The organism is Streptomyces sp. NPDC059850 (assembly GCF_042731515.1).
Taxonomy (GTDB): Bacteria; Actinomycetota; Actinomycetes; order Streptomycetales; family Streptomycetaceae; genus Streptomyces.
On record NZ_JBHWJI010000011.1, the window covers coordinates 123324 to 148289 of the forward strand.

Consider the following 24966-nt stretch of genomic DNA (forward strand, 5'->3'; position numbering starts at 1 on the left):
GCCGTACCCGGGCCCGGGTGTGCAGGACGACGACACAAGGGGAAGACACATTCCAGATGCCGGACCGACGCCGCCGCGCGGCACATCGCCTCACTCCGACCCCCACCCGCACCGGGGGGCGGCGATGAGGCGCGCCCGCACGTCGCGTACGACGCCGCTGCTGCGCGAGCAGCAGTCACCGTCGTCCTCATCCTCATCCCCCTCGTCCTCCTCGCCCTCCTCCGCCTCGTCCGGGGGCCACCACGGCGAGGACCGGCCCGAGGACAATCCGTTCGCCCCGCCGCCCGAGGGCAGGCCCGACCAGCCCTGGCAGCCCCGGCACCGGCCCGAGGGCGACAGCAGCAGCGACAGCGGGAACGGTGACGCCCAGGGCGGCCAGGACCCGCAGAGCGGCGGCCAGGGCTCGCAGAACGGTCAGGACGACCAGCCGCAGCAGCCCCCGGCCTGGGGCAGCCAGTGGAGCAGCCGCCAGCCCGGTCGGCAGAGCGGCGGCTTCGGCTCCGGCCCCGGCCCCGGCGGCAACCGCCCGTCCGGCCCCGGCGGCCAGGGCGGCGGCCCGGCCGGTCCGCGCGGCTGGGACCCCACCGACCCGGCCCAGCGGCGCGCCCGGTACGCGCTGCTGGCGGGCATGTGGGCGTTCTTCTTCGCGCTCTTCAGCCTGGCGCAGATCGCGCTGCTGCTCGGCGCGCTCGCGCTGTACTGGGGCATCAGCTCGCTGCGGGCCAAGCCGCGCCGTAAGGCCACGGCCTCGGCCGCCGCCGTGAGCGGCACGGCGAACGCTCCGCTCAACGCGCCGCCCCCGCCGCCCGGCGCCACCCCGGCCCGGCTGCCCGCGCCCGGCACCGGCTCCGGCTCGTCGAAGCCGCAGTCGACGGCGGCGATCAGCGGGCTGGTGACGGGCGGGCTCGCGCTCGCGATCGTGGCGGCGACGTTCAGCTTCCAGATCGTCTACAAGGACTACTACAGCTGCGTGGAGGACGCCCTCACCCAGACCTCCCAGCAGGCCTGCGAGAAGCAGCTCCCCAAGGAGCTGCGGCCCCTCCTCAGCACCGGCGAATAGCGCACCACCCGCATACCGCAGCCGCCCCGGACGTCCTGTCCGGGGCGGCTGCGGCGGTCCACGGGGTCTACACGATCTACGGGGTCTCCTCCGGGGCGTCGGATTTCCGGTGCGGGGGCGCGGCCTGCGCCTCCACCGGGCCCGGGCCCACCATCGGGCCGGTCGCGCCCACCATGCCGCCCATGAAGTCGGCCATCGTGCCCGCGCCCATGCCGGTGCCGACCCCGGAGCCCAGGCCCGGGCTCGTCGCCGGATCCGGGGCGTGCTCCGGCTCGCGCTCGCCCTTGCCGCGCTGCCGCTTGCCGCGCTGCCGAGGGCTCGGCTTCAGCCACTGCCACCAGGGCTCGGCCATGGCCTTCCGCAGGTCGATCTGCTCGGCCTCCGGCTCCGGCTTCGGCTCCAGCGCCACCCGGGCCAGCGCCTCCTCGTGGGCCGCCCGCTCCTTCGCCCGTACCTCCGCCCGGGCCTGGGCCTTCGCCGCGCGGGCCGCCTTCCACTCCGCCCAGGTCGCCCGGGTGGGGACGTACAGCCGCACCCAGCGCACCACCAGCGCCCCGGGCACCGCGATCATTCCGGTCCAGGCGAGCGTGGCCGTGCCGGTGCGCCACCAGTCGGGGCCGAGGTCGGCGAGGATGCCCGCGCCCAGCGGTCCGCCGGACACGGCGGCCAGCAGCGCCATCACGACCGCGCAGCCGAGCGCCGCGAGCCCCGCCAGCACCGCCGTCTCGCCCCAGCCCCACGCCGGGCGGGGCGCGCCCTTGCCGGGCCGCCGGGCCGCCGCGACCGCCGTCAGCCAGGCCACCGACGCCCCCGCCAGGGCCCCGATCAGCCAGTTCACCGGCCAGTGCGGACCCTCCTCGGGCAGCGCCGAGACCAGGGGGAAGTGCGGCAGCTGGGGGTAGGTCGTGACGCCGAGCGGGGCGACCACGCTGCCGCCCCCGGCCGCGAAACCGGCGCCGATGCCGTACGAGGCGCCCCACACGATGGCGTTCGGCAGCAGCGCCAGGCTGACCAGCAGCACCGCGAAGCGGCCCTGCCATACGTCGCTGAGCTGGAGGAACGCCACCTGCACCGACCCCGTGTGGCTCAGCACCGACACCCCGGCGAGCAGCGCGCCGCTGCCGAGCAGCACCATGACCCCGCTGGCCCCGGCGCGGCACGCGGCGAGCAACCGGCGCCGTCGGCACCAGCTCCCGCGCAGCCACGACGCGCAGCGGACGACGCCCGCCGCCAGCCACGCCGCGCCCGGCACCCGGCCCAGCGCCGCCTTCACCCGCGCGGGCGGCCGCACCGGGAACCGGCCGTCGGCCACCCACACGCCGAGGGCGGCGACGGCCGCGGCGACGAGCGGCAGCTGCAGCGCGGCGCTGAGCGGGTCGACGTGCAGCGGCCCGGCCGTGGCGTACAGCACGGCCGCCGTGCCGACGAGCAGATAGCCGCCGGTCACCCAGCCGAAGGCGGTACGGGGGTCGACGACGGACTCCTCGGGCACCCACTGTCCCTCGGCCTCCTCCGCCTGGCCCTGGTAGACCGCGTGCTGCGCGGCGCGGTAGAGCAGCCAGCAGGGCAGCGCGCTGATGAGCAGCGGGGTCAGCCCGACGGGCGACGGATGCCCGGACAGCGTCTCGGTCCGTACGAGGTCGGCGCCGTGCCCGAGGAGCCACAGGTCGGCGGCGACGTGCAGCGCCCCGTCGGGGCTGCTGTCGGGGGACGAGGAGGTGATCCACAGCAGCAGGACGACGACGGCGAGCGTGCCCAGGCCGAGCCCCGCGGCCACCACGCCGCCGAGGAACGCTTCCCTGGCGACGGAGGGGCGCTCGAGCGCGGCGCTACCGCGTGAGGACACCGATGGACTGCGATCGGTCGTTTGGGTCACGGGCCCATGCTGCCAATAACAGTCGTTTCATCCGTACATCAAGTGATTGGCCGCGTGTCGCACGTAATGGGCTTATGTACCTTTTGCTGAGCGGCGGCATACGGCCCCGGGAGCGGCCCGGGAACGCGAAAGGCGCGGGCCCGTACCACCCGTCCGGGGGTACGGGCCCGCGCCCGTTGAAGCGTGCTGCGCTCCGTCAGCCTGCCAGCGCGGCGCGCGCCAGACCGGCGGTCTCGGTCGGGGTCTTGCCGACCTTCACGCCCGCGGCCTCCAGGGCCTCCTTCTTCGCCTGGGCGGTGCCGGAGGAACCGGACACGATCGCACCGGCGTGGCCCATGGTCTTGCCCTCGGGCGCGGTGAAGCCCGCCACGTAGCCGACGACCGGCTTGGTGACGTTGGCCTTGATGAAGTCCGCGGCCCGCTCCTCGGCGTCGCCACCGATCTCACCGATCATCACGATCAGGTCGGTGTCGGGGTCGGCCTCGAAGGCGGCCAGCGCGTCGATGTGGGTGGTGCCGATGACCGGGTCGCCACCGATGCCGACGCAGGACGAGAAGCCGATGTCCCGCAGCTCGTACATCATCTGGTAGGTCAGGGTGCCGGACTTCGACACCAGACCGATGCGGCCGGGCTTGGTGATGTCGGCCGGGATGATGCCCGCGTTCGACTGACCCGGCGTGATCAGACCCGGGCAGTTCGGGCCGATGATGCGGGTCTTGTTGCCCTTCTGACCGGCGTAGGCCCAGAAGTTGGCGGAGTCGTGAACGGCGATGCCCTCGGTGATCACCACGGCGAGCGGGATCTCGGCGTCGATCGCCTCGATGACCGCGCTCTTGGTGAACTTCTCCGGGACGAAGATGACCGTGACGTCGGCGCCGGTGGCCTCGATGGCCTCCTTGACCGAGCCGAAGACCGGTACCTCGCTGCCGTCGAAGTCAACGGTCGTGCCGGCCTTGCGCGGGTTCACGCCACCGACGATGTTGGTGCCCGAGGCGAGCATCCGACGGGTGTGCTTCTGCCCCTCGGACCCGGTCATCCCCTGGACGATGACCTTGCTTTCCTTGGTGAGGAAGATAGCCATGGTTTCTGGTGACCTCGTCCCTTACTTCGCAGCCAGCTCGGCGGCGCGCTCAGCCGCGCCGTCCATGGTGTCCACCTGCTGCACGAGCGGGTGGTTGGCGTCGGTGAGGATCTTGCGACCCAGCTCCGCGTTGTTGCCGTCGAGACGCACCACGAGCGGCTTGGAGACGTCCTCGCCCTTGGACTTCAGCAGCTCCAGGGCCTGAACGATGCCGTTGGCGACGGCGTCGCACGCGGTGATCCCGCCGAAGACGTTGACGAAGACGGACTTGACGTCCGGGTCGCCGAGGATGATCTCAAGACCGTTGGCCATCACCTCGGCGGAGGCGCCGCCACCGATGTCGAGGAAGTTGGCGGGCTTCACGTTGCCGTGGTTCTCACCGGCGTACGCGACGACGTCGAGGGTCGACATGACCAGACCCGCGCCGTTGCCGATGATGCCGACCTCGCCGTCGAGCTTGACGTAGTTGAGGCCCTTCGCCTTGGCCGCCGCCTCGAGGGGGTTGGCCGCGGCCTTGTCCTCGAGCGCCGCGTGCTCCGGCTGGCGGAACTCGGCGTTGGCGTCCAGCGTCACCTTGCCGTCAAGCGCGATGATCTTGCCGTCACCGGTCTTGACGAGCGGGTTGACCTCGACGAGCAGGGCGTCCTCGTTGATGAAGACGGTCCACAGCTGCTGGAGGACGTCGGCCACCTGGTCGGCGATCTCGGCCGGGAACTTCGCCGCGGCGACGATCTCGGCGGCCTTCTCGGGGGTCACACCCTCGATGGCGTCCACCGGGATCTTGGCGAGCGCGTCGGGGTTCTGCTCCGCGACGACCTCGATCTCCACGCCGCCCTCGACGGAGGCCATGGCGAGGAAGGTGCGGTTGGTGCGGTCCAGCAGGAAGGAGACGTAGTACTCCTCCTTGATGTCCGCGGTCTGGGCGAGCATCACCTTGTGGACCGTGTGGCCCTTGATGTCCATACCCAGGATCTGGGTCGCCTTCTCCACGGCGTCGGCCGGGTCGGAGGCCAGCTTGACGCCGCCCGCCTTGCCGCGGCCGCCAACCTTGACCTGCGCCTTGACGACCGCGCGGCCGCCCAGTCGCTCGGCCACCTCGCGCGCCGTCTCAGGCGTGTCGATGACTTCACCGGCCAGCACCGGTACACCGTGCTTGGCGAAGAGGTCCCTCGCCTGGTACTCGAACAGGTCCACGCGCGTCCGTCCCTTTTCCACTGGATATCGCGGTCGTTATCTGCGCGGGCGTGCCGCGATGGCCAGCGTGAGGACGCGATCTATGAGAGGGCGGCACACGTGCGCCGGGTACGCGGCATGTCCGTCTCGCAGGTTATAACCGCGAGACGTGCGTCCCTAAATCGCAGATCACACTGGAGCGGTGATTACAGTCACAGATCGCGACCGTACGCACCTATTTCGGAACCGAAAAGCGGGCAGCCCCCTCCCCAACGAGGACTGCCCGCTCTTGGCGTGTGCGCGGTATCACGGCTGCGTACAGCCGTCAGACGACCGTCAGACGGCCGGGAGGGTGCCCGGGGCGGTGGGCAGGTCGGCCGGGACGTTCGGCAGCTCGGCCGGGACGTTGGTCGGCAGGTCGGTGGGCAGCTGGGCCGGGACCTTCGGCAGGTCGGCCGGGACCTTCGGCAGGTCGGTCGGGAGCTGGCCCGGGACGGTCGGCAGGTCGGTGGGCAGCTGCGCCGGGACCGACGGCAGGTCGGCCGGAACGGTGGGCAGGTCCGCCGGGACGGTCGGCAGCTCGGCCGGGACGGTCGGCAGGTCCGCCGGGACCGACGGCAGCTCGGCCGGGACGGTCGGCAGGTCCGCCGGGACGGTCGGCAGGTGGGCCGGGACCGCGGGGAGGACCGGGAGGGCCGGGATGTTGGCGGCGTCGGTCAGGTCGACCGGGGCCACCGGGAGCAGGCTCTGCACGCGGGCCACGGTGTCCACCGCGGTGCCCTGCGCGTTCGTGGCCACGGAGCCGGTCAGGTCCAGCGCGAACGGAACGGTGCTGGTGGCCAGGTCGGCGGCGAACGGAACCGTGTTGGTGACGGTGTTCTGGGCGACCGGCACGGCGTTGGTCACGGTGTTCTGCACGAACGGCACGGCGTCGGCGACGGTGCCCTGCGCGAACGGAACCACGTTGCTGGCGGTGCCCAGCGCGTAGCCCTGCGCGCTGCCGCCCACGTAGGCGACGTACGGCACGGTCTTGCCCACGGCGTCACCGGCCAGCACGCCCGCGTCGTCCACGGTGCCCTGCGCGACCGGGACGACCTTGACCACGACGCGGTGCGCGACGGGCGGCAGCACGTCGTCGGCGACGCCGTTCACGACGGGCTTGGCGATGCCCACGGTGCCCTTGGCCTTGCCGGTCAGCTCCTCCGGGCGGACGCCCGCGCCGGAGAGCGAGGCGAGCAGGTTGTCGGCGGCGCCGGGGGCGGCGGGCAGCTTCGGGGCGGCCGGAAGCTGGGCGGGCAGCTCGGCCGGGGCGCCCTTGACGGACGGCACCGGGGCGGCGGCGGGCAGCGAGGAGCCGCTGACCGGCAGCGAGCCGAGGCCCGGCAGGTGCGGAACGACGCCGGGCACCTCGCCGGTGGGCAGGTCGACGTCGGCGGTCTTCTGGACGGACTTCACGGCCTTGTGGGCCTTCTTGACGACCTTGCCCGGCTTGGCGGCGTCACCGGTCACACCGTCGAGCGCGCCACCGGTCACATCGCGGGTGGTCTTGGAGACGTCCGGCAGCTCGCCCTTGGCGGCACCGTCCACGGTGTCGTCGACGGTGCCGGTCACGCCGTCCACGGTCTTCTTCGCGGAGTCGTTCAGCTTGGACGTGTCGGCCACATCGCCGGTCGCACCGTCGACGGTGTCGGTCACCTTGCCGGTGGTGTCCGTCACCTTGTCCGTCGTGTCGGTGACCTTGTCGGTCGTGTCGGAGACCTTGCCCGTGACGCCGCCCACCGTGCTGGTGACGCTGTCGGTGGAGGGGACGTTCGGGGTCTCGGCGGCGTTGGCGGCGGCCGAGCCGAGGGCCCAGATACCGGTGGCGGCAGCGGCGACGAGGATGGAGCGGCGAACGTTGTTGCGCATGGTGGAAGAAGTCCTTCGAATTCAAGAGGGGTGAGCGAACGGGCAGACCTGACCCGCCCCCGCGCGGCAGGTCTTACAGACGGGGGGAGGTCTGCCCTAGCCGGGGAATTCGAGGACTTCGTTGTACCGCTCGCGCGTCGGCGCTGAGCTGTCCGCGCGGACCGCGCCGGGCTCGAGCCCGAAGTGCGCGTCGCCGGACGGCGGCAGAGCGGCATGGGTGTTCCCGCCACGGGGAGCGCCGCTGTCGCCGGTGCACTGGGTGACGGTCCCGAAGGGGGACCGCGGGAGGGGCATCGGCGCCGGAGCGCTGTCGCCCCGGCCCGCGCCGTCGGACGCCCGGACGGCGGTGCCGTGACCGTCGTCGTGGGAGTCGGCGGTACGCGGGGCGGCGTCCGAGTCCGCCGTGTCGGGCCCGAGCGGGGCCGCGGCGGGCTGGGCCGGGTGGCGCAGGGTGTCGTTCTTGTCGGCGTCGTCCGCGGCCGGGCCGTGGCCCGACGCGGCGCCGTGCTCGCCGGAGGCGTCACCCAGGGCGCCGACACCGGCGTCGCCGACCTCGGACAGCCGGACCGGGAGGTCCGCGCCCGTGGCGTCCTTGACCAGGTCATCGACCGGGTCGGTGACCTGGCGGGTGTGCCGCTCGACCGGCTCGCGCACCGGTTCCACCGTCTCGCGGACGGTGTCGGTGGCGCTGTGCGCGGCGTGGCGTGCCACGGTGTCGGCGGTCTTGACCGCCTTGGCCGGGGCCGTCTTGGCTGCCGCCGCCTTGGCCGGAGCGGCCTTCGCCGGTGCTGCCTTGGCTTCCGTCGTGGCTGCCGTCGCCTTCGCCGGAACCGCCTTGGCGGCCGACTTCGCGGCGGCTCGCGTCGAGTCGACCAGGTCCGCTGCCTGGGCCTGGTGGCCCGTGACCGATCCGGTCGTCAACTCTCCCCGCTCGGCCGCCTGGGCGCTGCCCCCGAAGAGGAACGCCAGTGCCAGGAAGCCCCCGAGGAACAGCGTCGCCAGCAGCGCCCGCCGCGCGGCCACGGTGCGCGGCAGGCGCACAGCGGCAGGCAGAGCGAACGCGGCAGACAAGAGGGAGGGCCTTCCGTGGTACGGCAACAGGCGAAGCGCCAAGCGGACGGTCACATTCCACGTCCTGGCGACGGGAATGATCCTTGCACGACCCACAGGGGGCCGCGCAAGCCCCTGGCCAGTGATGGTCAGTGATGCATCGCCATGTCCGGTATCGGTGGTTGGCGCCGCTCGATCGCCGCCGCCATCACCTCCGGGAAGAGATCGGGGGTGCAGGCGAAGGCGGGTGCGCCGAGCGCGGCGAGCGCCGCCGCGTGCTCCCGGTCGTAACTCGGCGCCCCCTCGTCGGACAGCGCGAGCAGCGCCACGAACTGCACCCCGGACGCCTTCATCGCGGCGACCCGCCCCAGCATCTCGTCGCGTATCCCGCCCTCGTAGAGGTCGCTGATCAGCACGACGACGGTGTCCGCGGGCCGGGTGATCCGCGACTGGCAGTACGCGAGCGCCCGGTTGATGTCGGTGCCGCCGCCGAGCCGGGTGCCGAACAGGACGTCCACCGGATCGTCCAGATCGTCGGTCAGGTCCACCACGGAGGTGTCGAAGACGACGAGCCGGGTGGCGATCGACCGCATCGAGGCGAGCACGGCGCCGAACACGGAGGCGTACACCACGGACGCGGCCATCGACCCCGACTGGTCGACGCACAGGATGACGTCCTTCTTCACCCCGCGCGCCGCCCGTCCGTAACCGATCAGCCGCTCGGGAACCACCGTGCGGTGCTCGGGGACGTAGTTCTTGAGGTTGGCGCGGATGGTGCGGTTCCAGTCGATGTCCCGGTGGCGGGGGCGGCTGATCCGGGCGGACCGGTCGAGCGCTCCGGTGAGGGTCGCGCGGGTGCGGGTCGCGATCCGCTTCTCCAGCTCCTCGACGACCTTGCGGACGACGGCCCGCGCGGTGGTCCTGGTGGTTTCCGGCATCGCCTTGTTGAGCGAGAGCAGGGTGCCCACCAGATGCACGTCCGCCTCCACGGCCTCCAGCATCTCCGGCTCCAGCAGCAGCGCCGACAGGCCGAGCCGGTCGATGGCGTCGCGCTGCATGACCTGGACGACGGAGGTGGGGAAGTACGTACGGATGTCGCCGAGCCAGCGCGCCGCTTGCGGCGCGGAGCCGCCGAGCCCGCCCGACCGGGCGCCGCCGCCGGGGCCGGTGCCGTCTCCGTAGAGCGCTTCGAGGGTGCGGTCCATGGCGGCGTCGGTGCCGCTCAGTTCGCGGCCGGTGCCGTCGCCGGTGCCACCGCCGGTGCCGTCACCGCCGCCCTGCCCGCCGAGCACCAGCCGCCAGCGCCGCAGCCGTTCGTCCCCGCTGTCCGTGTCCGTGTCCGTGCCCGTGCCCGCGTCCGTGCCCGTGTCCATGTCCGTCATCGGGCCACCTCCGAGATGTCGTCGCGATGAGGACCAAGACCGAGCAGCAGCCGCACCGTCGGTACGGCGGCCTCCGCCCGGTCCGCATCGGTCCCCGGGCCGAAGCCGGGCGCGGCGGGCCCCGCGGGTGCCGCCTCGCCGTCCGCGTCGCTCCCGGGACCGCGCCGCACCAGCTCGCCGAGGGTGCGGCGGACGCCCGTGTCGTAGGCGGAGAAGGTGCGCCGCAGCAGCGGCAGGACATCCGTGAACGCATCGGCGGGTACGGAGGTGAGCCAGCCGTCGATGAGCCCGAGCAGCCGTTCGTCGTGGACGAGCAACATGCCGCCGCCCGCACCGCCGCCGATGAACCCCTCGATCCAGGAGGCCGCCTCGGGCGGTGCGGTGCCGGGCGAGAGCGCGAGCCGCATCAGCCGCGCCGCCTCGTCCTCGGCGAGCCGCCCGTCGTCCAGCAGCAACCGCGCGGCCCGCCCCCGGAACAGCCCCGGGACGGCGGACCCCCCGTCCCGCCCGGCGATCCCCCGCAGAACCCCCGCCCAACGCCCCCGCAGCGGCCCACCCGAAGCGGCTGCCTCGGCCGTCTTGGGCTCCGGCAGGAGGGCGAGCGCCCGGTGTACGGCCTCCAGGTGGCGGAGCATCTCGGCGGCGCCGTCCGCGTCGAGGCCCGCGCAGGCGGGCGGGAGGCCGACCAGGATCCGTTCGGCCAGGCCCGCGGCGACCTCGCCCAGCGCCGCGGTGTCGGTGCCGCGTACGTCCCCGTACCGCACCGACCGCACCAGGGCGGGCAGCGCCTGCGCCAGGTGGCCCACGTCCGCGTCGAGCGCGGCGCGGTCGGCGAGCGCGCGCATCACCACGGGGAGGGCGTCCGGGAGCGCGGCCAGCAGACAGCGCTCGGCCAGCTCGGTGACCTCGGCGAGGGCCGAGGCGCCCAGCGCCTCGGACTCGGCCTTGGCGGTGGCCGCCGACAGCACGGTGGTGCCCCACACCCCCGCCTCCGCGACCCGCACCGACAGCTCCGGCTCCCAGCTCAGCCGCCACGTCTCGCGGAACGTGCCGGTGCTGCCGCGCGAGGCCGCCGGGGTGCCCCAGCCGACCCCCAGCAGCCGCAGCCGGTGCAGCAACCTGCTGCGCGCGGCGTCCATGTCCTTGCGCAGATCCAGCTCAAGCTCCCGCTCCACGGCCTCGGGCGCCAGCCGCAGCGAACGCTGGACGCGCCGCAGGTCCCGCTGGAGCGGTACGGCCGGGGCCGACGCGGGGACCTCGCCCAGCACGTCCCCCACCACGAGCCGGTCCCGCACCAGCGCGATCGGCACGTCCGAGCCCTCGCACATGACGGCCCGCACGGCGTCCGTCGTCTCGGCGAGCCCGGCGAGCGGGCGGCCGCGCAGGGCGGCGAGGGTCTCGGCGAGCCGCACGGCCTCGATGACATGCGCGGACGACACCGCGAAGTCCTCGTCCCGGAGCAACCCGGCGACCTTGGTCAGCCAGCGCTCCAGGGGCCGGTCCGGGGCGTGGAAGAGATGGCTGTACCAGCCGGGCGAGGCGATCCCCGCCCCGTAGCCGCTGTGCCGCGCCAGCCGGCGGTGCGTCCAGGGCACCCAGCTGACCTCGGCCTTGACCTTCGGCAGCCCCTTGAGCAGCCTCCGGTCGGCGGTCACGGTGGAGCGGGCGGCCAGCGCCGGTACGTGCCAGGCCCCGCAGACGACGGCGACGGCCTCCCCGAACTCCCGCCGCGCCGCGTGCATCCGCACCCGCATGTGGGCCTCCCGGACGGCGTCGTCCTCGTGCCCACCGTCCCCGTACGCGGCCCGCAGCTCCCCCATGGCCTCGCCGACGGCGGCGAACGCCGCCGTCCCGCCGACGCTGCGGTGCTCGACGACGTCCTCCCACCAGCGCTCCGGGTCCTCGTACCCGGCTGTCCCGGCGAGGACGGCGAGCGGATCGACGCGCACCCGCTCGGCGTCGCCCGGCTGGTCCTCACCGGGCCCGGCCTCACCGGGCCCGGCCTCACCCGGCCCGGCCTCACCCGGCCCGGCCTTCGCCGTCATGGCCAGGGAGTTCGCGGCCGGGAGGTCGATGAACCGCACGGGCACATCGCGGGCCAGCGCCCACTGGATGGCCGCCCACTCCGGCGAGAACCCGGCCAGCGGCCAGAACCCGGCGCGCCCCGGGTCGTCCGCCACGTGCGCGAGCAGCGCGACGGGCGGGCGCATGCCCTCGTCGGCGGCGAGGTGCACCAACGCGTCCGCCTCCGGCGGCCCCTCGATGAGCACGACGCCGGGCTCGCACTCGTCGAGCGCCGCCCGCACGGCCCGCGCCGACCCGGGCCCGTGATGCCGCACCCCCAGCAACAAGGGCCACTCCGGCACCCGGGCGCCGGGCGTGCTCACGCGGTCACCTCTCGGCAGGCGCGGTAGAAGTCCTTCCAGCCGTCGCGCTCGCGGACGACCGCCTCCAGGTACTCCTGCCAGATGACGCGGTCGGCGGACGGGTCGCGGACGACCGCGCCCAGGATGCCCGCCGCCATGTCGCCGGGCCTCAGCACGCCGTCGCCGAAGTGGGCGGCGAGTGCCAGGCCGTTCGTCACCACGGAAATGGCCTCCGCCGTCGACAGGGTGCCGGAGGGCGACTTGAGCTTCGTACGGCCGTCGCCGGTCACGCCTTCGCGCAGCTCGCGGAAGACCGTGACGACGCGGCGGATCTCCTCCACGCCCTCCGGGGCCTCGGGGAGGTCCAGCGAGCGGCCGATCTGGGCGACGCGGCGGGCGACGATGTCGACCTCGTCCTCCGGGGTCGCGGGCAGCGGCAGCACCACCGTGTTGAAGCGGCGGCGCAGCGCGCTGGACAGCTCGTTGACGCCGCGGTCGCGGTCGTTGGCGGTGGCGATGAGGTTGAAGCCGCGGACCGCCTGGACCTCTTCTCCCAGCTCGGGGACCGGCAGGGTCTTCTCGGACAGGACGGTGATCAGCGTGTCCTGCACATCGGCCGGAATGCGCGTCAGCTCCTCCACACGCGCGGTCATGCCGTCCGCCATGGCCCGCATCACCGGGCTCGGGACGAGCGCGGCTCGGCTCGGGCCGTGGGCGAGGAGCCGGGCGTAGTCCCAGCCGTAACGGATCGCTTCCTCCGGCGTCCCGGCCGTGCCCTGGACCAGCAGCGTCGAATCGCCGCTGACCGCCGCCGCCAGGTGCTCCGAGACCCAGGTCTTGGCCGTGCCGGGGACGCCGAGCAGCAGCAGGGCGCGGTCGGTGGCGAGCGTGGTGACGGCGACCTCGACGATCCGGCGCGGGCCCACGTACTTGGGTGTGATCACGGTGCCGTCCGGCAGTGTCCCGCCGAGCAGATACGTGGCGACGGCCCACGGCGACAGCCGCCAGCGGGCCGGGCGCGGGCGGTCGTCGGCGGCGGCCAGGGCGCTCAGCTCGTCGGCGAAGGCGGTCTCGGCGTGCGGACGGATGACCTCGGCGGCCTCGCCGCTCTCGGTGATTTCAGGTGAATTGGTTCCGGACACAGTGACGGTCACAGCTCCCCCACGACTCGTTGCTCGTTCCGCTCCCGGACGCGTGTTTCACTCTGCACCACCCCACTGACAACCGGCCCGGCCTCAACGAACCCGCAGGTCAGGGCAATTGTCAGTGGGTGCCCGTACCGTCGCAGACATGAATCCGCAGGGGGAACGCTGGACGGCGGAACAGGTGCTGGCGCTGGCGCCTGACACCGCGTCACGCAAGGCGGGCGGCAAGCTCGCGGGGGTTGCTTCGTGGTCGGGCACGGGAGCCCGGGTGGGGGCCGTCTGGGGGCTGTGCGCGGGCAGCGGCGGCGCGCCGTACCGGACGGTGGTCGACCTGCACGGGCCTGCCTTCCGGTGCGGCTGCCCGAGCCGGAAGTTCCCGTGCAAGCACGCGCTCGGGCTGCTGCTTCTGTGGGGGGCGGGCGAAGCGGGGGTGCCGGAGGGCGGGGAGCCGCCCGAGTGGGCCGAGCAGTGGCTCGGCGAGCGGCGCGAGCGCGCGCGGAGCGCGGTGGGGGCCGCGCGCGGGGGTGCGGGCGCGGAAGCCGGTGCGGGCGCGGAGGCCGATGGGGGCGGCGGCGCGGGGAAGGGGGCGGGCGGTGCGGGCGGGGCCGCCGATCCGGTCGCGGCCCGCCGCCGCGCCGAGCGGCGCGCCCAGCGCATCGCGGCGGGCGCCACCGAGCTGGAGCAGCGGCTGTCGGACCTCCTGCGCGACGGTCTGGCCACGGCGGACAGCGCCGGATACGGGGCGTGGGACGAGACGGCCGCCCGCATGGTCGACGCCCAGGCCCCCGGTCTGGAGGCGCGGGTGCGGGAGTTGGGCGCGATCCCCTCCTCCGGCCCCGGCTGGCCCGCCCGTCTGCTGGAGGAATGCGCCCTGGCGCACCTGCTCGACCAGGGCTTCCTGCACCTCGACAGCCTGTCGGAGGAGCTGGCCGCCACCACGCGCGCACGGGTCGGCGTCACGATGCCGGTGGCCGAGCTGCTCGCGCACGGGCAGCCGGTCCGGGACCACTGGCTCGTCCTGGGCCGCCAGGACAGCGGCGACGGCAAGCTCACCACCCGGCGGATCTGGCTCCGTGGCCGGACCACGGGCCGGATGGCGCTGCTGCTGTCCTTCGGCGCGGCGGGGCGGCCCCCCGAGCTGGCCCTGCCGCCCGGGCTGGTGCTCGACGCGGACCTCGTCTACTACCCGGGCACGCGTCCGCTGCGGGCGGCGCTGGGCACGCGGTATCCGCCCGCCGAGCCCCCACTGCCGCCCGGGTGGCCCCCGGCGGCCCCCGAGTCCGCCACGGACGGCGGGGCGGACGCTGAAACCCTGGTGCCCGCCGGGGTGCCCGACGGCGGCGGCATCGCCGCGGCCCTCGCCGCCTACGGCGACGCGCTGAGCGACGACCCCTGGCTGGAGGGCTGGCCCGTCGTGCTCTCCGGCGTCACGCCCGTCCCCGCCGGTGAGGGCGGTTGGCAGTTGGCGGACGACGCGGCCGGGACCGCGCTCCCCGTCGACCCGAGGTGCCTCGGCCACACGAGCCTGTGGCAGCTCACGGCGATATCGGGCGGCCGCCCCCTCACCGTCTTCGGCGAGTGCGGACACCGCGGCATCACGCCCCTCACCACCTGGGATCCGGAACCCGTCCCGCTTGCCACGGGCACCGGCCCGACCTCGTACGGAGGCACGCGTTGACCAGCACCGCACCCGCACTCGCACCCGCACCCGTTTCGTGGGACGACCTCGTCGCCGCCGCCCTGCTCGGCACCGAGCGCCGCACCCCACCGGTCGCCGTCCGCCCCGGGCAGGACGCGGCGTCCGCCCTGCTGGACGCCGCCGCGCTCAGCACCGTACGGCGGCGGGCCGGGCTGCGCCCCGCTCCCGCCCGGCCGGGCCCGGCCCCCGCGCCCGAGGACCCGCGCCCTCCGCTCCCGCCCGCCGCCCGCAGCCGACTGGCGATGCTGCTCGCCGACCGCTCGTCTCCCGGGCGGAGCGGGCCGCGTTCCGCCCCCGATCTGGCCGAGCTGCTGCCCCAGTGGCTCGCCCTCGCCAACCAGCACGGCTACCGCGCGCCCGACGCGCTGCTCCCCACCCTGCTCGACGCCGCCCGCGCCCGTACCGATCTGCGGCCCGAGGCGCTCACCCTCGGCGGGCCCCGGGCGCTGTGGCTCGCCCGGCTCAACCCGGACTGGAAGTTCGCGCTGCGGGGCGGGCCCGGGCGGGGCACGGCGCCCGCGTCGGAGCCGGGCGGGGCGGCCTCTGACGACGCCGAGGTGCGGCGGAGCTGGGAGGAGGGGCTGTTCGCCGAGCGGGTGTCGCTGCTGGCCAGGACCCGCCACCGCGACCCGGCGGCCGGGCTGGCCCTGCTCAGCGGCACCTGGTCCACGGAGCGGGCGGAAGACCGGCTGATGTTCCTGGACTCTCTCCGCGACGACCTCTCGCCCTCCGACGAACCCTTCCTGGAGCAGGCGCTGTCCGACCGCAGCCGGAACGTCCGGGCGACCGCCGCCGAGCTGCTGGCCGCGCTTCCCGACTCCGCGTATGCCGCGCGGATGGCGGAGCGGTCCGCCGCCTGCGTCTCCCTGTCCCCCGCGACCGGGCTGATCGCCGTCGACCCGCCTGAGCAGTGCGACAGCGGGATGCAGCGCGACGGCGTCGTGCCCAAGCCGCCGTCCGGCCGGGGGGAGCGGTCGTGGTGGCTGAGCCAGCTGGTGGAGGCCACGCCGCTGACCCGCTGGTCCGAGTGGTTCGGCGGGCTGGACGCCGATCGGATCGTGGCCCTGCCCGTCGCCGACGGCTGGACGGGGGACCTGCACGCGGCCTGGTGCCGGGCTGCCGTGCGGCAGCGCAGCGCGGAATGGTCGCGCGCGCTCCTCGGTCCGCCGGGCTCGCCCCCGGCCACCGCGGGTGCGCCCGCGGTGGCGGCTTGGCGGGACCCGGCGAAGCTGCTGTCCGCGCTCCCCTCGGAGGAACGGGCCCGTTGGGTCGCCGACTTCATCGCCTCCCACGGGCTGTCGGACGCGTTCCGGCTGCTGGGGGTGTGCGCGGTGCCGTGGTCCGAGCGGCTGGGCGGGGCGGTGGTGGACGCGCTGGACATCGCGCGGGACGCGGGCAGCTATCCGTGGAGCTTCAGCGGGATCATGGGCCTGGCCGAGCGCTGCCTCGACCCGGCGCAGGCGGACCGCCTGGAGATGCTGACCGCGCTGCCGGATGAGCCGGAGGGGGCGGCGCCGGGGGCCGGGGGGTACTGGTCGGAGGCGTTTCAGCGGTTGGTGGGGACGCTGAGGTTGAGGGGGGCGATGCGCGCCGAACTGGCCGGGGGCTGATTCCCCGCCCCGCCCCTCCCCGAAACCGGGCTCCGCCCCGGACCCCGGCCTGCGTCCGCCCCGCAGGCGGTTACGGACGAAACCGGCGGGGGCAGCCCCGGCAGCGGTGACCGGACGGCGGGCGGGGGCTCATTCCCCTATCCCGCCCCTCCCCGAAACCGGGGCTCCGCCCCGGGCCCCGGGCTGCGTCCGCCGGTCGGCGGGAACCATGCGGGGCTGAGCCCCGCATGGGCCGCCCCTGCCCGGGGCGGGCGCGCTGAGGCGGGCGACCGGATGGCCGGGCTCCGCCGGGGCGTGGGGGCGGGGCGCGGGTTAGGCGGGGACTGGGCGGACGTTTTGGCGGACCCAGTCGACAATCGACGTCGTCGTCGCGCCGGGGGTGAAGATCTCCGCTACGCCTTGTTCCTTCAGCGGAGGGATGTCCGCCTCGGGGATGATGCCGCCGCCGAAGACCTTGATGTCCTCCGCCTCGCGCTCCCGCAGCAGCTCCAGCACCTTGGCGAACAGGGTCATATGCGCACCGGAGAGGATCGAGAGGCCGATCGCGTCGGCGTCCTCCTGGATCGCGGTGTCGACGATCTGCTCGGGGGTCTGGTGGAGGCCGGTGTAGATGACCTCCATGCCCGCGTCGCGCAGCGCCCTCGCGATGACCTTCGCGCCGCGGTCGTGGCCGTCGAGGCCCGGTTTCGCCACCACCACACGGATCGGACCGGTCACACCCATCGCAGCCTCCAAGCCCTAGCAGCGCGCGCATCCGCGTGAACGAACGTTATCTCCAGCTTCCCGCAAGCATCCCCTACCCGGCAGTTTCGCGATGTGCGGCGAGGGGGAAATCACACCTGGGACACGTTCGACCTTGGGCCGGCCACCAAGGGGAGCCGCAGCGGGGACCGTCGCACCGCGCAGCGCCGCCCGGCAGCCGCATGGACGGCGGCATGGCATGGGCATGGCGCCGCGCGGTGCGACGGCGCGGTCATCGACCCGCTACCCACACGGCACAAGGGCACAGGGCACAAAGGGGGGCGGTCGCGTGGGCCTCGTATGCAGCGGGAGTGGCGGTCGGGTTCGGGCTCTCGCGCTCGACCTGGCAATCCTCGCCGGGCACCTTCTCCTCTACCCCACCGGCCTCCGCCAGGAGCATCCACCCGCCACACCCCCACCCGACCTCCGGGGGCACCGCCCCGTGCTGCTCCTCCACGGCTTCATCGACAACCGCTCCGTCTTCGTGCTGCTGCGCCGCTCCCTCCTCCGCAACGGCCGCCAGCATGTCGAGGCCCTCAACTACTCGCCCCTGACCTGCGACCTCCGCACCGCCGCCGCGCTGCTGGCCCGCCATGTCGAGGACGTGCTGGCCCGCACCGGCCACAGCCAGGTGGACATCGTGGGGCACAGCCTGGGCGGGCTGATCGCGCGTTACTACGTCCAGCGGCTGGGCGGCGACGTCCGCGTGCACTCCGTGGTCACGTTGGGCACCCCGCACTCCGGCACCCGCGTCGCGCCCTTGTTGTCCGCACATCCGCTCGTGCGTCAGATGTGCCCGAACTCCGAGGTGATAACGGAGTTGAGGCAGCCTGCCCCCGAATGCCGTACGCGTTTCGTTTCTTTCTGGAGCGATGTGGATCAGTTGATGATCCCGGCGGAAGTCGCCCGCATAGACCATCCAGATCTGATCTTCCGCAACATCCGGGTCAGCGGTGTGGGACATCTCGCCCTGCCGGTGCACTCGGCCGTCGCCGCCGGGATCCGGGAGGCGCTGGACGCCGCCAATGCCACGCCGACGGACACTTCGGGCGCCTTCTCGGTCGCTTGATACGACCGAAAATTGCCGAACAACCGTCGAACGCCGGGCCAAGAGTGGGCGCGCAGTCAACCGAAAGAGGTCCAAATGCCCTTTCCCGTGCAGCCCAAAACTTGCTGAAGATTGTCGCTCCCGCGTACCGCCGGGTACAGTCGCCGCTAATTCTCCTGCAGCCGAGGCGAAAGAGAAGTTGGTGGTGAACGACCGTCACCCGTCGGGGGCAACCCCGGCCGTCCCCGCTCCCGACGCCTCGTACTCCTATGACGAGGCCTACGGCCAGCAGCAGGGCACAGCGCACGGTTACGCCGGGTATGACGGCTACCCCACCGGCAGCTTCGATAACCTCGGGGCCGCGTACGGTGAGGCCGATCCGCTCTTCGGCTCGCTCCCGGGCAGTTACGGGGACGGCCAGGGCGACCCGCACGGCGGGCACAGCGGCCAGTACGACGCGACCCAGTGGAACGGCGGCACCCCGTACGGCACCGGGGCCTACGACACGGGCTCGTACGACACCGGCACGTACGACACCGGCACATACGACACGGGCGCCCATGACACCGGCGCCTATGACGCCGGTGCTTACGACACGGGCGCTCACGACACCACCGCGATGTGGGCCGCCTCCGGCTATCACCTGCCCACCGACGTCCCCACCCAGCGGCAGGACGACACCGGCGGCCACTGGGACGTCGGCGCCTGGGACACCCAGTCGCAGCAAGCGCATCAGCATCAGCCCCAGTGGGACACGGGCGCATACGACACCACGGGGCAGTTCGATACCGGGCAGTTCGATACCGGGCAGTTCGATACGGGACAGGCCGATTCGGGCCACTACGACACGGGCGCGTACGACGTCATCAGTCAGAACGCCGCGTACGACACCTCCGGCGTCGACACCGGGCAGACCCAGTTCTGGGATACCTCGGCCTACGCCACCGTCGATGAATCGCCGTACGACGGGCTCCAGTACAGCGAGCTGCGGTACGACGAGCAGCCTTACGACGAGCAACAGCAGACCGCCGTCTTCGAAGCCGTCGCCGAGCCGGAACCCGATCCCGACCCGGCGGACCCCGAGCCCGTCGCCGACATCACGCCGCCGCCCGTCCCCGCGGCCGCACCCGTCACCGCCACCCGCTCCGGCAGCCGCTCCCGCCGCCGCAGCGCGCCCGCCCGCCCCAAGCGCTCCGCTCTCCTCACCGTCGCCGTCCCGTCCGTCTGCGCGCTCGGCGTCACCGCCGTGGCCGCCGCTTCCGTGAGCGGCATGTCCGGCGACAAGAAGGACGACACGACCACGCAGGCCGCGGCCCCCGACGTACAGCCCGTCAAGGCATCCGTGGCCAACAGCGAGATGGACACCCGGCTCGCCGGGGTCGACGACGGCGTCAACGACTTCCGGGACCGCGCCAGCCGTACCCAGGAGCGGATCGACCTCAAGGAGCGCCAGGAGGCCGAGAAGAAGCGCAAGGCCGCGGAGGCGGCGCGCAAGGAGGCGATGCGCCCGAAGTTCGCGCTGCCGGTGGAACAGCACGGGCTGAGCGCGGGCTACGGCCAGGCGGGCATCAACTGGATGTCCCTGCACACCGGGATCGACTTCCCGGTCAGCCAGGGCACGCCCGTCATGGCGGCGACCGACGGCACCGTGCGGACGCAGTGGAACGACGCCTACGGCAACATGGTCATATTGACCGCTCCTGACGGCACGGAGACCTGGTACTGCCACCTCAGCAGCACCAAGATCCGCTCCGGGACCGTCAAGGCCGGGGACGTCATGGCCTACTCGGGCAGCTCCGGCAACTCCACCGGCCCGCATCTGCACTTCGAGGTGCACCCGGGCGGCGGGGAGGCCGTGGACCCGACGCCGTGGCTGCAGAGCCACGGCATCAACCCCAACTAGCCGCCCCCGACCACCACAACGCTCAGAGCTTCTCGACCGGCGCGTACCGCAGCAGCAGCCGCTTCGGCTTCTCGCCGCCGAAGTCGATCGTCGCCTCCGCGTTGTCCCCGGCGCCCTTCACGGCCACCACCGTGCCGAGCCCGAACGAGTCGTGCGTCACCCGGTCCCCGATGGCCAGGGAGACCACCGGGCGGTCCTTCGCCCGCCGCGTCGCGAAACCGGACGCGGAGGACCCGCCCCTGGACCGCGACGACGACAGCCCTCCCCCGCCGCCCGACGTCATGGCGCCCATCGACGCCGACGGGGTCGCGGGCCCGGTGCGCCGCCACTGCACGTACTGGTCGGGGATCTCCTCCAGGAAGCGGGACGGCGGGTTGTACGAGGGCGTGCCCCAGGCGCTGCGCATCGTCGACCGGGACAGATACAGCCGCTCGCGGGCGCGCGTGATCCCGACGTACGCCAGCCGCCGCTCCTCCTCCAGCTCCTTGGTCTGGCCGAGCGCGCGCATGTGCGGGAAGACCCCGTCCTCCATGCCGCTGAGGAAGACCACCGGGAACTCCAGCCCCTTGGCCGTGTGCAGCGTCATCAGCGTGATGACCCCGGCGCCCTCCTCGTCCTCGTCCGGGATCTGGTCGGAGTCGGCGACGAGCGCGACCTGCTCCAGGAAGTCCGCGAGCGTGCCGGGGTTCTCCTCGCCCCGGTCCTGCTCGAACTCCAGCGCCACCGACGCCAGCTCCTGGAGGTTCTCGATGCGGGTCTCGTCCTGCGGATCGGTGGACGCCTGCAGCTCCGCCAGATAGCCGGTGCGCTCCAGCACGGCCTCCAGGACGGTCGCCGGGCCCGCGCCCGACTCCACGATGGTCCGCAGCTCCTCCATGAGCGTGTTGAACCGCTTGACCGCGTTCGCCGAGCGGGCCGCCATGCCGTACGCCTCGTCGACGCGGCGCAGCGCCTGCGGGAAGGTGATCTTCTCGCGCGACGCGAGCGCGTCGATCATCGCTTCGGCGCGGTCGCCGATGCCGCGCTTGGGCACGTTCATGATGCGGCGCAGCGGTACGGCGTCCTCGGGGTTGGCCAGCACGCGCAGGTACGCGAGGACGTCGCGGACCTCCTTGCGCTCGTAGAAGCGGACGCCGCCGACGACCTTGTACGGCAGGCCGACCCGGATGAAGATCTCCTCGAAGACACGGGACTGGGCGTTGGTGCGGTAGAAGACCGCGACGTCTCCGGCGCGGGCGTCCCCCGCGTCTGTCAGCCGGTCGATCTCGTCGGCGACGAACTGGGCCTCGTCGTGCTCGGTGTCGGCGACGTAGCCGGTGATGGTGGCGCCGGTGCCCGCCTCGGTCCACAGGTTCTTCGGGCGGCGGTTCTCGTTGCGCTCGATGACGGCGTTGGCCGCGCTCAGGATGGTCTGGGTGGAGCGGTAGTTCTGCTCCAGCAGGATCGTCCGCGCGTTGGGGTAGTCCTCCTCGAACTGGAGGATGTTACGGATCGTGGCGCCCCGGAACGCGTAGATCGACTGGTCGGCGTCGCCCACGACGCACAGCTCCCCGGCCGCCACCTCTTCGGTGTCCGTGCCGACCAGCTCGCGCACCAGCGTGTACTGAGCGTGGTTGGTGTCCTGGTACTCGTCGACCATGACGTGCCGGAAGCGGCGGCGGTAGTGCTCCGAGACATCCGGGAACGCCTGGAGCAGGTTGACCGTGGTCATGATGATGTCGTCGAAGTCGAGGGCGTTGGCCTCGCGCAGCCGCGACTGGTACATCGCGTACGCCTCGGCGAGCGTCTTCTCGAAGCCGTCCGCCGCTTGCCCGGCGAAGGTCTCCTCGTCGATCAGCTCGTTCTTCAGGTTGGAGATCTTGGCACTGAACGACTTCGGCGGGAACTTCTTCGGGTCGAGGTCGAGATCCCGGCACACCAGCGCCATCAGCCGCTTCGAGTCGGCGGCGTCGTAGATCGAGAACGATGAGGTGAAGCCCAGCTTCTTCGACTCGCGGCGCAGGATGCGCACGCACGCGCTGTGGAACGTCATCACCCACATGGCGTTCGCGCGCGGGCCGACCAGCTCCTCGACCCGCTCCTTCATCTCGCCCGCCGCCTTGTTGGTGAAGGTGATGGCGAGGATCTGACCGGGGTGCACATGGCGGGTGCCGAGCAGATACGCGATGCGGTGGGTGAGCACCCGGGTCTTGCCGGACCCGGCCCCCGCGACGATCAGCAGCGGCGAGCCGGTGTGCTCCACGGCGGCCCGCTGCTGCTCGTTCAGCCCCTCCAGGAGCGCCGCCGGGTCGATGGCGGGGCGCGGCGCGCCATCCCGGTAGTACGCCTCTCTGGGGGCGCCGCTCGGCACCGGCGCGTCGAACGCGCCCGTGAAGAGGTGGTGCGGCACCTCTTCGCCGCCGGAGTCGCCTGCATCAGCGGAACCACCGGCCGGGCCCGGGTGTGCGGAATCCTCGGGCGGCGGGGGCTCCTCGTCCGGAGGCCCGAGATTCGCCAGGAAGCTGTCGTCAAAGAGGCTGCTCATCGCTCACCGAGTCTAGGCGGCCGCACTGACAGCCTACGCATGGACCGCATATGGATGTCACGAAACGGTTCCGGGCATATCGGCCACCAGCCTTCACAGGAGCCCCACGAGTTGGCTACGGTCCTCCCTCAGGCAGTCCGTACACCCGTCGGCGAACCGCGTCGGCACGGGCCGCCTCCGCCGAGTCCGGCCACGCCGCAAGCGCCCGGAGCCGGGGACCCACAACGCAACACCGGGGTGAATCGGCCCGAGCTGCGCGGTACGACACGTACGTACGGCATGTACGACGTGACCGTCCCGCCCGCGCACGGCCGTAGGGCAACCTTCCGTACCGCCCGAACCCGACAGCTAACCCGGTAGGCGGTCCACGGAAGGAGCGCCTCCCTTGGCGTCGCACCGCAAGCCGCGGACCCGAATACCCACCTACGCCTCGTCCACCGGGCGCCGCACGGCCGTCGGATTCACCACCGCCGCCCTCGCCTCCGTCACCCTCCTGTCCCAGACCGCGAACGCCGCCCCGGGCGACCCGAAGCCCGGCACCACGCAGTCGATCGAGGCGGTCAAGGAGAAGGTGGACTCGCTCTACCACCAGGCGGAAACCGCCACCCAGCACTACAACTCCGCCAAGGAGCGCTCCGAGCAGCAGGCCACCAAGGTCAACCGGCTGCTGGACAAGGTCGCCGAGAACACGGAGAAGCTCAACGAGGCCCGCCGCACGCTCGGCACGTACGCCGCGGCCCAGTACCGCGACGGCGGCATGACGTCGAGCGCCGCGAGTCTGCTGTTCTCCAACGACCCGCAGGACCTCTTCGACCAGTCCCATCTGATGAGCCGGATGGCCGGTTCGCAGAAGCGGGCCGTCGACGACTTCCAGACGCAGGCGGCGAAGGCCGCCAAGGAGCGCCGCGAGGCCGCGCAGAGCCTGGCGTCGCTGACCGAGACCCAGCGCGAGCTGAAGACCAAGAAGAAGTCCGTCCAGGACAAGCTCACGCAGGCCCGGCAGCTGCTGGCCAACCTGACCGCCAAGGAGAAGGCGCGGCTGGCGGCGATCGAGAAGAAGAAGGACGAGGAGGCGCGGCGCAAGGCGGCCGAGCTGGCCGAGAAGCAGCGGGAGGCGGCGGCCAAGGAGAAGCAGCGGCAGGAGCAGGAGCAGCCGTCGAGCGGCGCTTCCTCTTCCGGTTCCGGAAGCAGCACCGGTTCCGGCAGCAGCACCGGTTCCGGAAGCACCACCACCGGCACCAAGGCCGCCAAGGCGATCGACTTCGCGGAGTCGCAGCTCGGCAAGCCGTACGTCTGGGGCGCCACCGGGCCCAACTCCTACGACTGCTCAGGGCTCACCCAGGCCGCCTGGAAGGCCGCCGGTGTCTCGCTGCCGCGCACCACGTGGGACCAGGTGAAGGCCGGTACGCGCGTCTCGACCTCTGAACTCATCCCCGGTGATCTCGTCTTCTTCTACGACGACATCAGCCACGTCGGGCTCTACATCGGCGACGGGATGATGATCCACGCCCCGAAGCCGGGCGACGTGGTGAAGAAGGCGCCGATCACCGAGATGCCGATCTACGGGAGCGTCCGGCCCGCATAGGCCCCACGCCGTAGTGAGCGGTGCGGCTGCCCGACCACGTGCCCGGGCAGCCGCGCTGCACTCCCTGGGTCACGTGCCCGGCTTGCGGCCGTACACGTACACGTCGTCACCGTTCCGCAACAGGCTCCAGTACTTCTTGGCGTCGCCGGAGCGCATGTTGACGCAGCCGTGGGAGCCGGGCGGGGACCAGACGCTGCCCGCGATGGAGTGGAAGGCCTGACCGCCGTCGAAGAACTGGCTGTACGGCATGGCCACGTCGTAAATCGTCGACCAGTGGTTCTTGTTCCGCCAGTAGATCTTCTTCAGCCCGGTGCGGGTCTCGTACTTGTCCCGCCCGGTGCGCACCGGCACCGGCCCGAACACCAGCCGTGAGCCGTCCTGCACCCAGCTGAGCTGGCGGGTGAGGTCGACGCAGGCGACGCGGCCCTTGTTGGTGGGGCACTTGCGCGCCGCGTTGGGGTTACGCCCCGCCGCGTTCTGCGCGTTGATCAGCTTCATGACACCCCAGGTGACGGGGCCCGCGTAGCCGATGGTCGGGCTGATGCCGTGGTTGATCTGGAACGTCCGCGTCGCGCGGCAGTCCCCCGAGGACTGCCGACCGTCGACGGGACGACCGAGGAACTTCTCCACCTGCTTCTGATACGGACCCGTGCTCGCCGTACACGCCGTCGCCGCCTGCGCCGGTGCCGCACCGAGTGCGACGGTCAGCGGCACCACCATGCCCGCCATGCCCAACGCGACCGCCGTACGGCGGCGCCATGCCGCGAATCTTCCCTCTGCCCCCATTGCGCGCTCCCTCCGGGCTTGCCCTTGAC

The 24966-nt window shown here is 73.0% G+C and carries 17 protein-coding genes and 1 riboswitch; of the genes, 6 read left to right on the forward strand and 11 right to left on the reverse strand.

The annotated features are described in order from the left end of the window. Nucleotides 1–124 precede the first annotated feature (124 nt). Complete coding sequence (locus tag ACFV9T_RS11885) at nucleotides 125–1060, forward strand: hypothetical protein (protein ID WP_385438847.1); 936 nt, start codon at nucleotides 125–127, stop codon at nucleotides 1058–1060. 76 nt (nucleotides 1061–1136) lie between these two features. Here ACFV9T_RS11885 and ACFV9T_RS11890 read toward each other — a convergent pair whose 3' ends face one another. The 8 genes from ACFV9T_RS11890 to ACFV9T_RS11925 form a co-directional block, all read right to left on the reverse strand. Next, nucleotides 1137–2906 carry a DUF6350 family protein gene (locus ACFV9T_RS11890; protein WP_385438850.1) on the reverse strand — a complete coding sequence of 590 codons (1770 nt, stop codon included), beginning with the start codon at nucleotides 2904–2906 and terminating at the stop codon, nucleotides 1137–1139. Between the two features lie 226 nt (nucleotides 2907–3132). Further along, nucleotides 3133–4017 carry a succinate--CoA ligase subunit alpha gene (sucD, locus tag ACFV9T_RS11895; RefSeq protein ID WP_385438852.1) on the reverse strand — a complete coding sequence of 295 codons (885 nt, stop codon included), beginning with the start codon at nucleotides 4015–4017 and terminating at the stop codon, nucleotides 3133–3135. A gap of 21 nt (nucleotides 4018–4038) precedes the next feature. Then, nucleotides 4039–5211 (reverse strand): ADP-forming succinate--CoA ligase subunit beta, encoded by a 1173-nt coding sequence (gene sucC, locus ACFV9T_RS11900; RefSeq protein ID WP_385438854.1) that lies wholly within the window; start codon nucleotides 5209–5211, stop codon nucleotides 4039–4041. A 315-nt stretch (nucleotides 5212–5526) separates the two neighbouring features. Further along, a complete protein-coding gene (locus ACFV9T_RS11905; protein WP_385438856.1) occupies nucleotides 5527–7098 on the reverse strand; it encodes a hypothetical protein in 1572 nt (523 codons plus the stop codon). Nucleotides 7099–7194: 96 nt separating this feature from the next. Next, nucleotides 7195–8139, reverse strand: a complete 945-nt coding sequence (locus ACFV9T_RS11910) for a hypothetical protein (protein ID WP_385438857.1) — start codon at nucleotides 8137–8139, stop codon at nucleotides 7195–7197. Nucleotides 8140–8297: 158 nt separating this feature from the next. After that, a complete protein-coding gene (locus ACFV9T_RS11915; RefSeq protein WP_385438859.1) occupies nucleotides 8298–9530 on the reverse strand; it encodes a VWA domain-containing protein in 1233 nt (410 codons plus the stop codon). Further along, entirely contained in the window at nucleotides 9527–11917 is a 2391-nt protein-coding gene (locus tag ACFV9T_RS11920) for a DUF5682 family protein (RefSeq protein ID WP_385438862.1), read from the reverse strand. Before ACFV9T_RS11920 ends, ACFV9T_RS11915 begins: the two co-directional genes overlap by 4 nt. Next, a complete protein-coding gene (locus tag ACFV9T_RS11925) occupies nucleotides 11914–13050 on the reverse strand; it encodes an AAA family ATPase (protein WP_385438864.1) in 1137 nt (378 codons plus the stop codon). The genes ACFV9T_RS11920 and ACFV9T_RS11925 overlap by 4 nt, the downstream gene beginning before the upstream one ends. Before the next feature lie 136 nt (nucleotides 13051–13186). Between ACFV9T_RS11925 and ACFV9T_RS11930 the strand changes: the two genes are divergently transcribed. Beyond that, nucleotides 13187–14719 (forward strand): SWIM zinc finger family protein, encoded by a 1533-nt coding sequence (locus ACFV9T_RS11930; RefSeq protein WP_385438866.1) that lies wholly within the window; start codon nucleotides 13187–13189, stop codon nucleotides 14717–14719. Next, nucleotides 14716–16350 (forward strand): DUF5691 domain-containing protein, encoded by a 1635-nt coding sequence (locus ACFV9T_RS11935; RefSeq protein ID WP_385438869.1) that lies wholly within the window; start codon nucleotides 14716–14718, stop codon nucleotides 16348–16350. The genes ACFV9T_RS11930 and ACFV9T_RS11935 overlap by 4 nt, the downstream gene beginning before the upstream one ends. Nucleotides 16351–16662: 312 nt before the next feature. On the opposite strand, the gene ACFV9T_RS11940 is transcribed toward ACFV9T_RS11935, so the two are convergent. Beyond that, nucleotides 16663–17073 (reverse strand): cobalamin B12-binding domain-containing protein, encoded by a 411-nt coding sequence (locus ACFV9T_RS11940; protein ID WP_385438871.1) that lies wholly within the window; start codon nucleotides 17071–17073, stop codon nucleotides 16663–16665. 307 nt (nucleotides 17074–17380) lie between these two features. Between ACFV9T_RS11940 and ACFV9T_RS11945 the strand changes: the two genes are divergently transcribed. Both ACFV9T_RS11945 and ACFV9T_RS11950 read left to right on the forward strand, forming a co-directional pair. After that, a complete protein-coding gene (locus ACFV9T_RS11945) occupies nucleotides 17381–18160 on the forward strand; it encodes an esterase/lipase family protein (RefSeq protein WP_385438873.1) in 780 nt (259 codons plus the stop codon). A 184-nt stretch (nucleotides 18161–18344) separates the two neighbouring features. Then, nucleotides 18345–20042, forward strand: a complete 1698-nt coding sequence (locus ACFV9T_RS11950; RefSeq protein WP_385438875.1) for a peptidoglycan DD-metalloendopeptidase family protein — start codon at nucleotides 18345–18347, stop codon at nucleotides 20040–20042. Nucleotides 20043–20064: 22 nt separating this feature from the next. Here the strand turns inward: ACFV9T_RS11950 and pcrA are convergent, their stop codons facing one another. After that, nucleotides 20065–22566: a DNA helicase PcrA gene (gene pcrA / locus ACFV9T_RS11955; protein WP_385438877.1), complete on the reverse strand. Its 2502-nt coding sequence runs from the start codon at nucleotides 22564–22566 to the stop codon at nucleotides 20065–20067. Between the two features lie 183 nt (nucleotides 22567–22749). Beyond that, nucleotides 22750–22945: riboswitch (cyclic di-AMP (ydaO/yuaA leader) on the forward strand. A gap of 6 nt (nucleotides 22946–22951) precedes the next feature. Between pcrA and ACFV9T_RS11960 the strand changes: the two genes are divergently transcribed. Then, nucleotides 22952–24151 carry an NlpC/P60 family protein gene (locus tag ACFV9T_RS11960; RefSeq protein WP_385438879.1) on the forward strand — a complete coding sequence of 400 codons (1200 nt, stop codon included), beginning with the start codon at nucleotides 22952–22954 and terminating at the stop codon, nucleotides 24149–24151. 69 nt (nucleotides 24152–24220) lie between these two features. Here ACFV9T_RS11960 and ACFV9T_RS11965 read toward each other — a convergent pair whose 3' ends face one another. Continuing rightward, complete coding sequence (locus tag ACFV9T_RS11965; RefSeq protein WP_385438991.1) at nucleotides 24221–24871, reverse strand: L,D-transpeptidase family protein; 651 nt, start codon at nucleotides 24869–24871, stop codon at nucleotides 24221–24223. Between the last annotated feature and the right edge of the window lie 95 nt (nucleotides 24872–24966).

Excerpts from the sequence above, each read along its gene's own strand:
- ACFV9T_RS11885 (WP_385438847.1), top strand. The coding sequence starts at position 125 with ATGAGGCGCGCCCGCACGTCGCGTACGACGCCGCTGCTGCGCGAGCAG.
- ACFV9T_RS11965 (WP_385438991.1), bottom strand. The coding sequence starts at position 24,871 with ATGGTGGTGCCGCTGACCGTCGCACTCGGTGCGGCACCGGCGCAGGCG.
- ACFV9T_RS11905 (WP_385438856.1), bottom strand. The coding sequence starts at position 7,098 with ATGCGCAACAACGTTCGCCGCTCCATCCTCGTCGCCGCTGCCGCCACC.
- pcrA (WP_385438877.1), bottom strand. The coding sequence starts at position 22,566 with ATGAGCAGCCTCTTTGACGACAGCTTCCTGGCGAATCTCGGGCCTCCG.
- ACFV9T_RS11915 (WP_385438859.1), bottom strand. The coding sequence starts at position 9,530 with ATGACGGACATGGACACGGGCACGGACGCGGGCACGGGCACGGACACG.
- ACFV9T_RS11930 (WP_385438866.1), top strand. The coding sequence starts at position 13,187 with ATGAATCCGCAGGGGGAACGCTGGACGGCGGAACAGGTGCTGGCGCTG.
- ACFV9T_RS11940 (WP_385438871.1), bottom strand. The coding sequence starts at position 17,073 with ATGGGTGTGACCGGTCCGATCCGTGTGGTGGTGGCGAAACCGGGCCTC.
- sucD (WP_385438852.1), bottom strand. The coding sequence starts at position 4,017 with ATGGCTATCTTCCTCACCAAGGAAAGCAAGGTCATCGTCCAGGGGATG.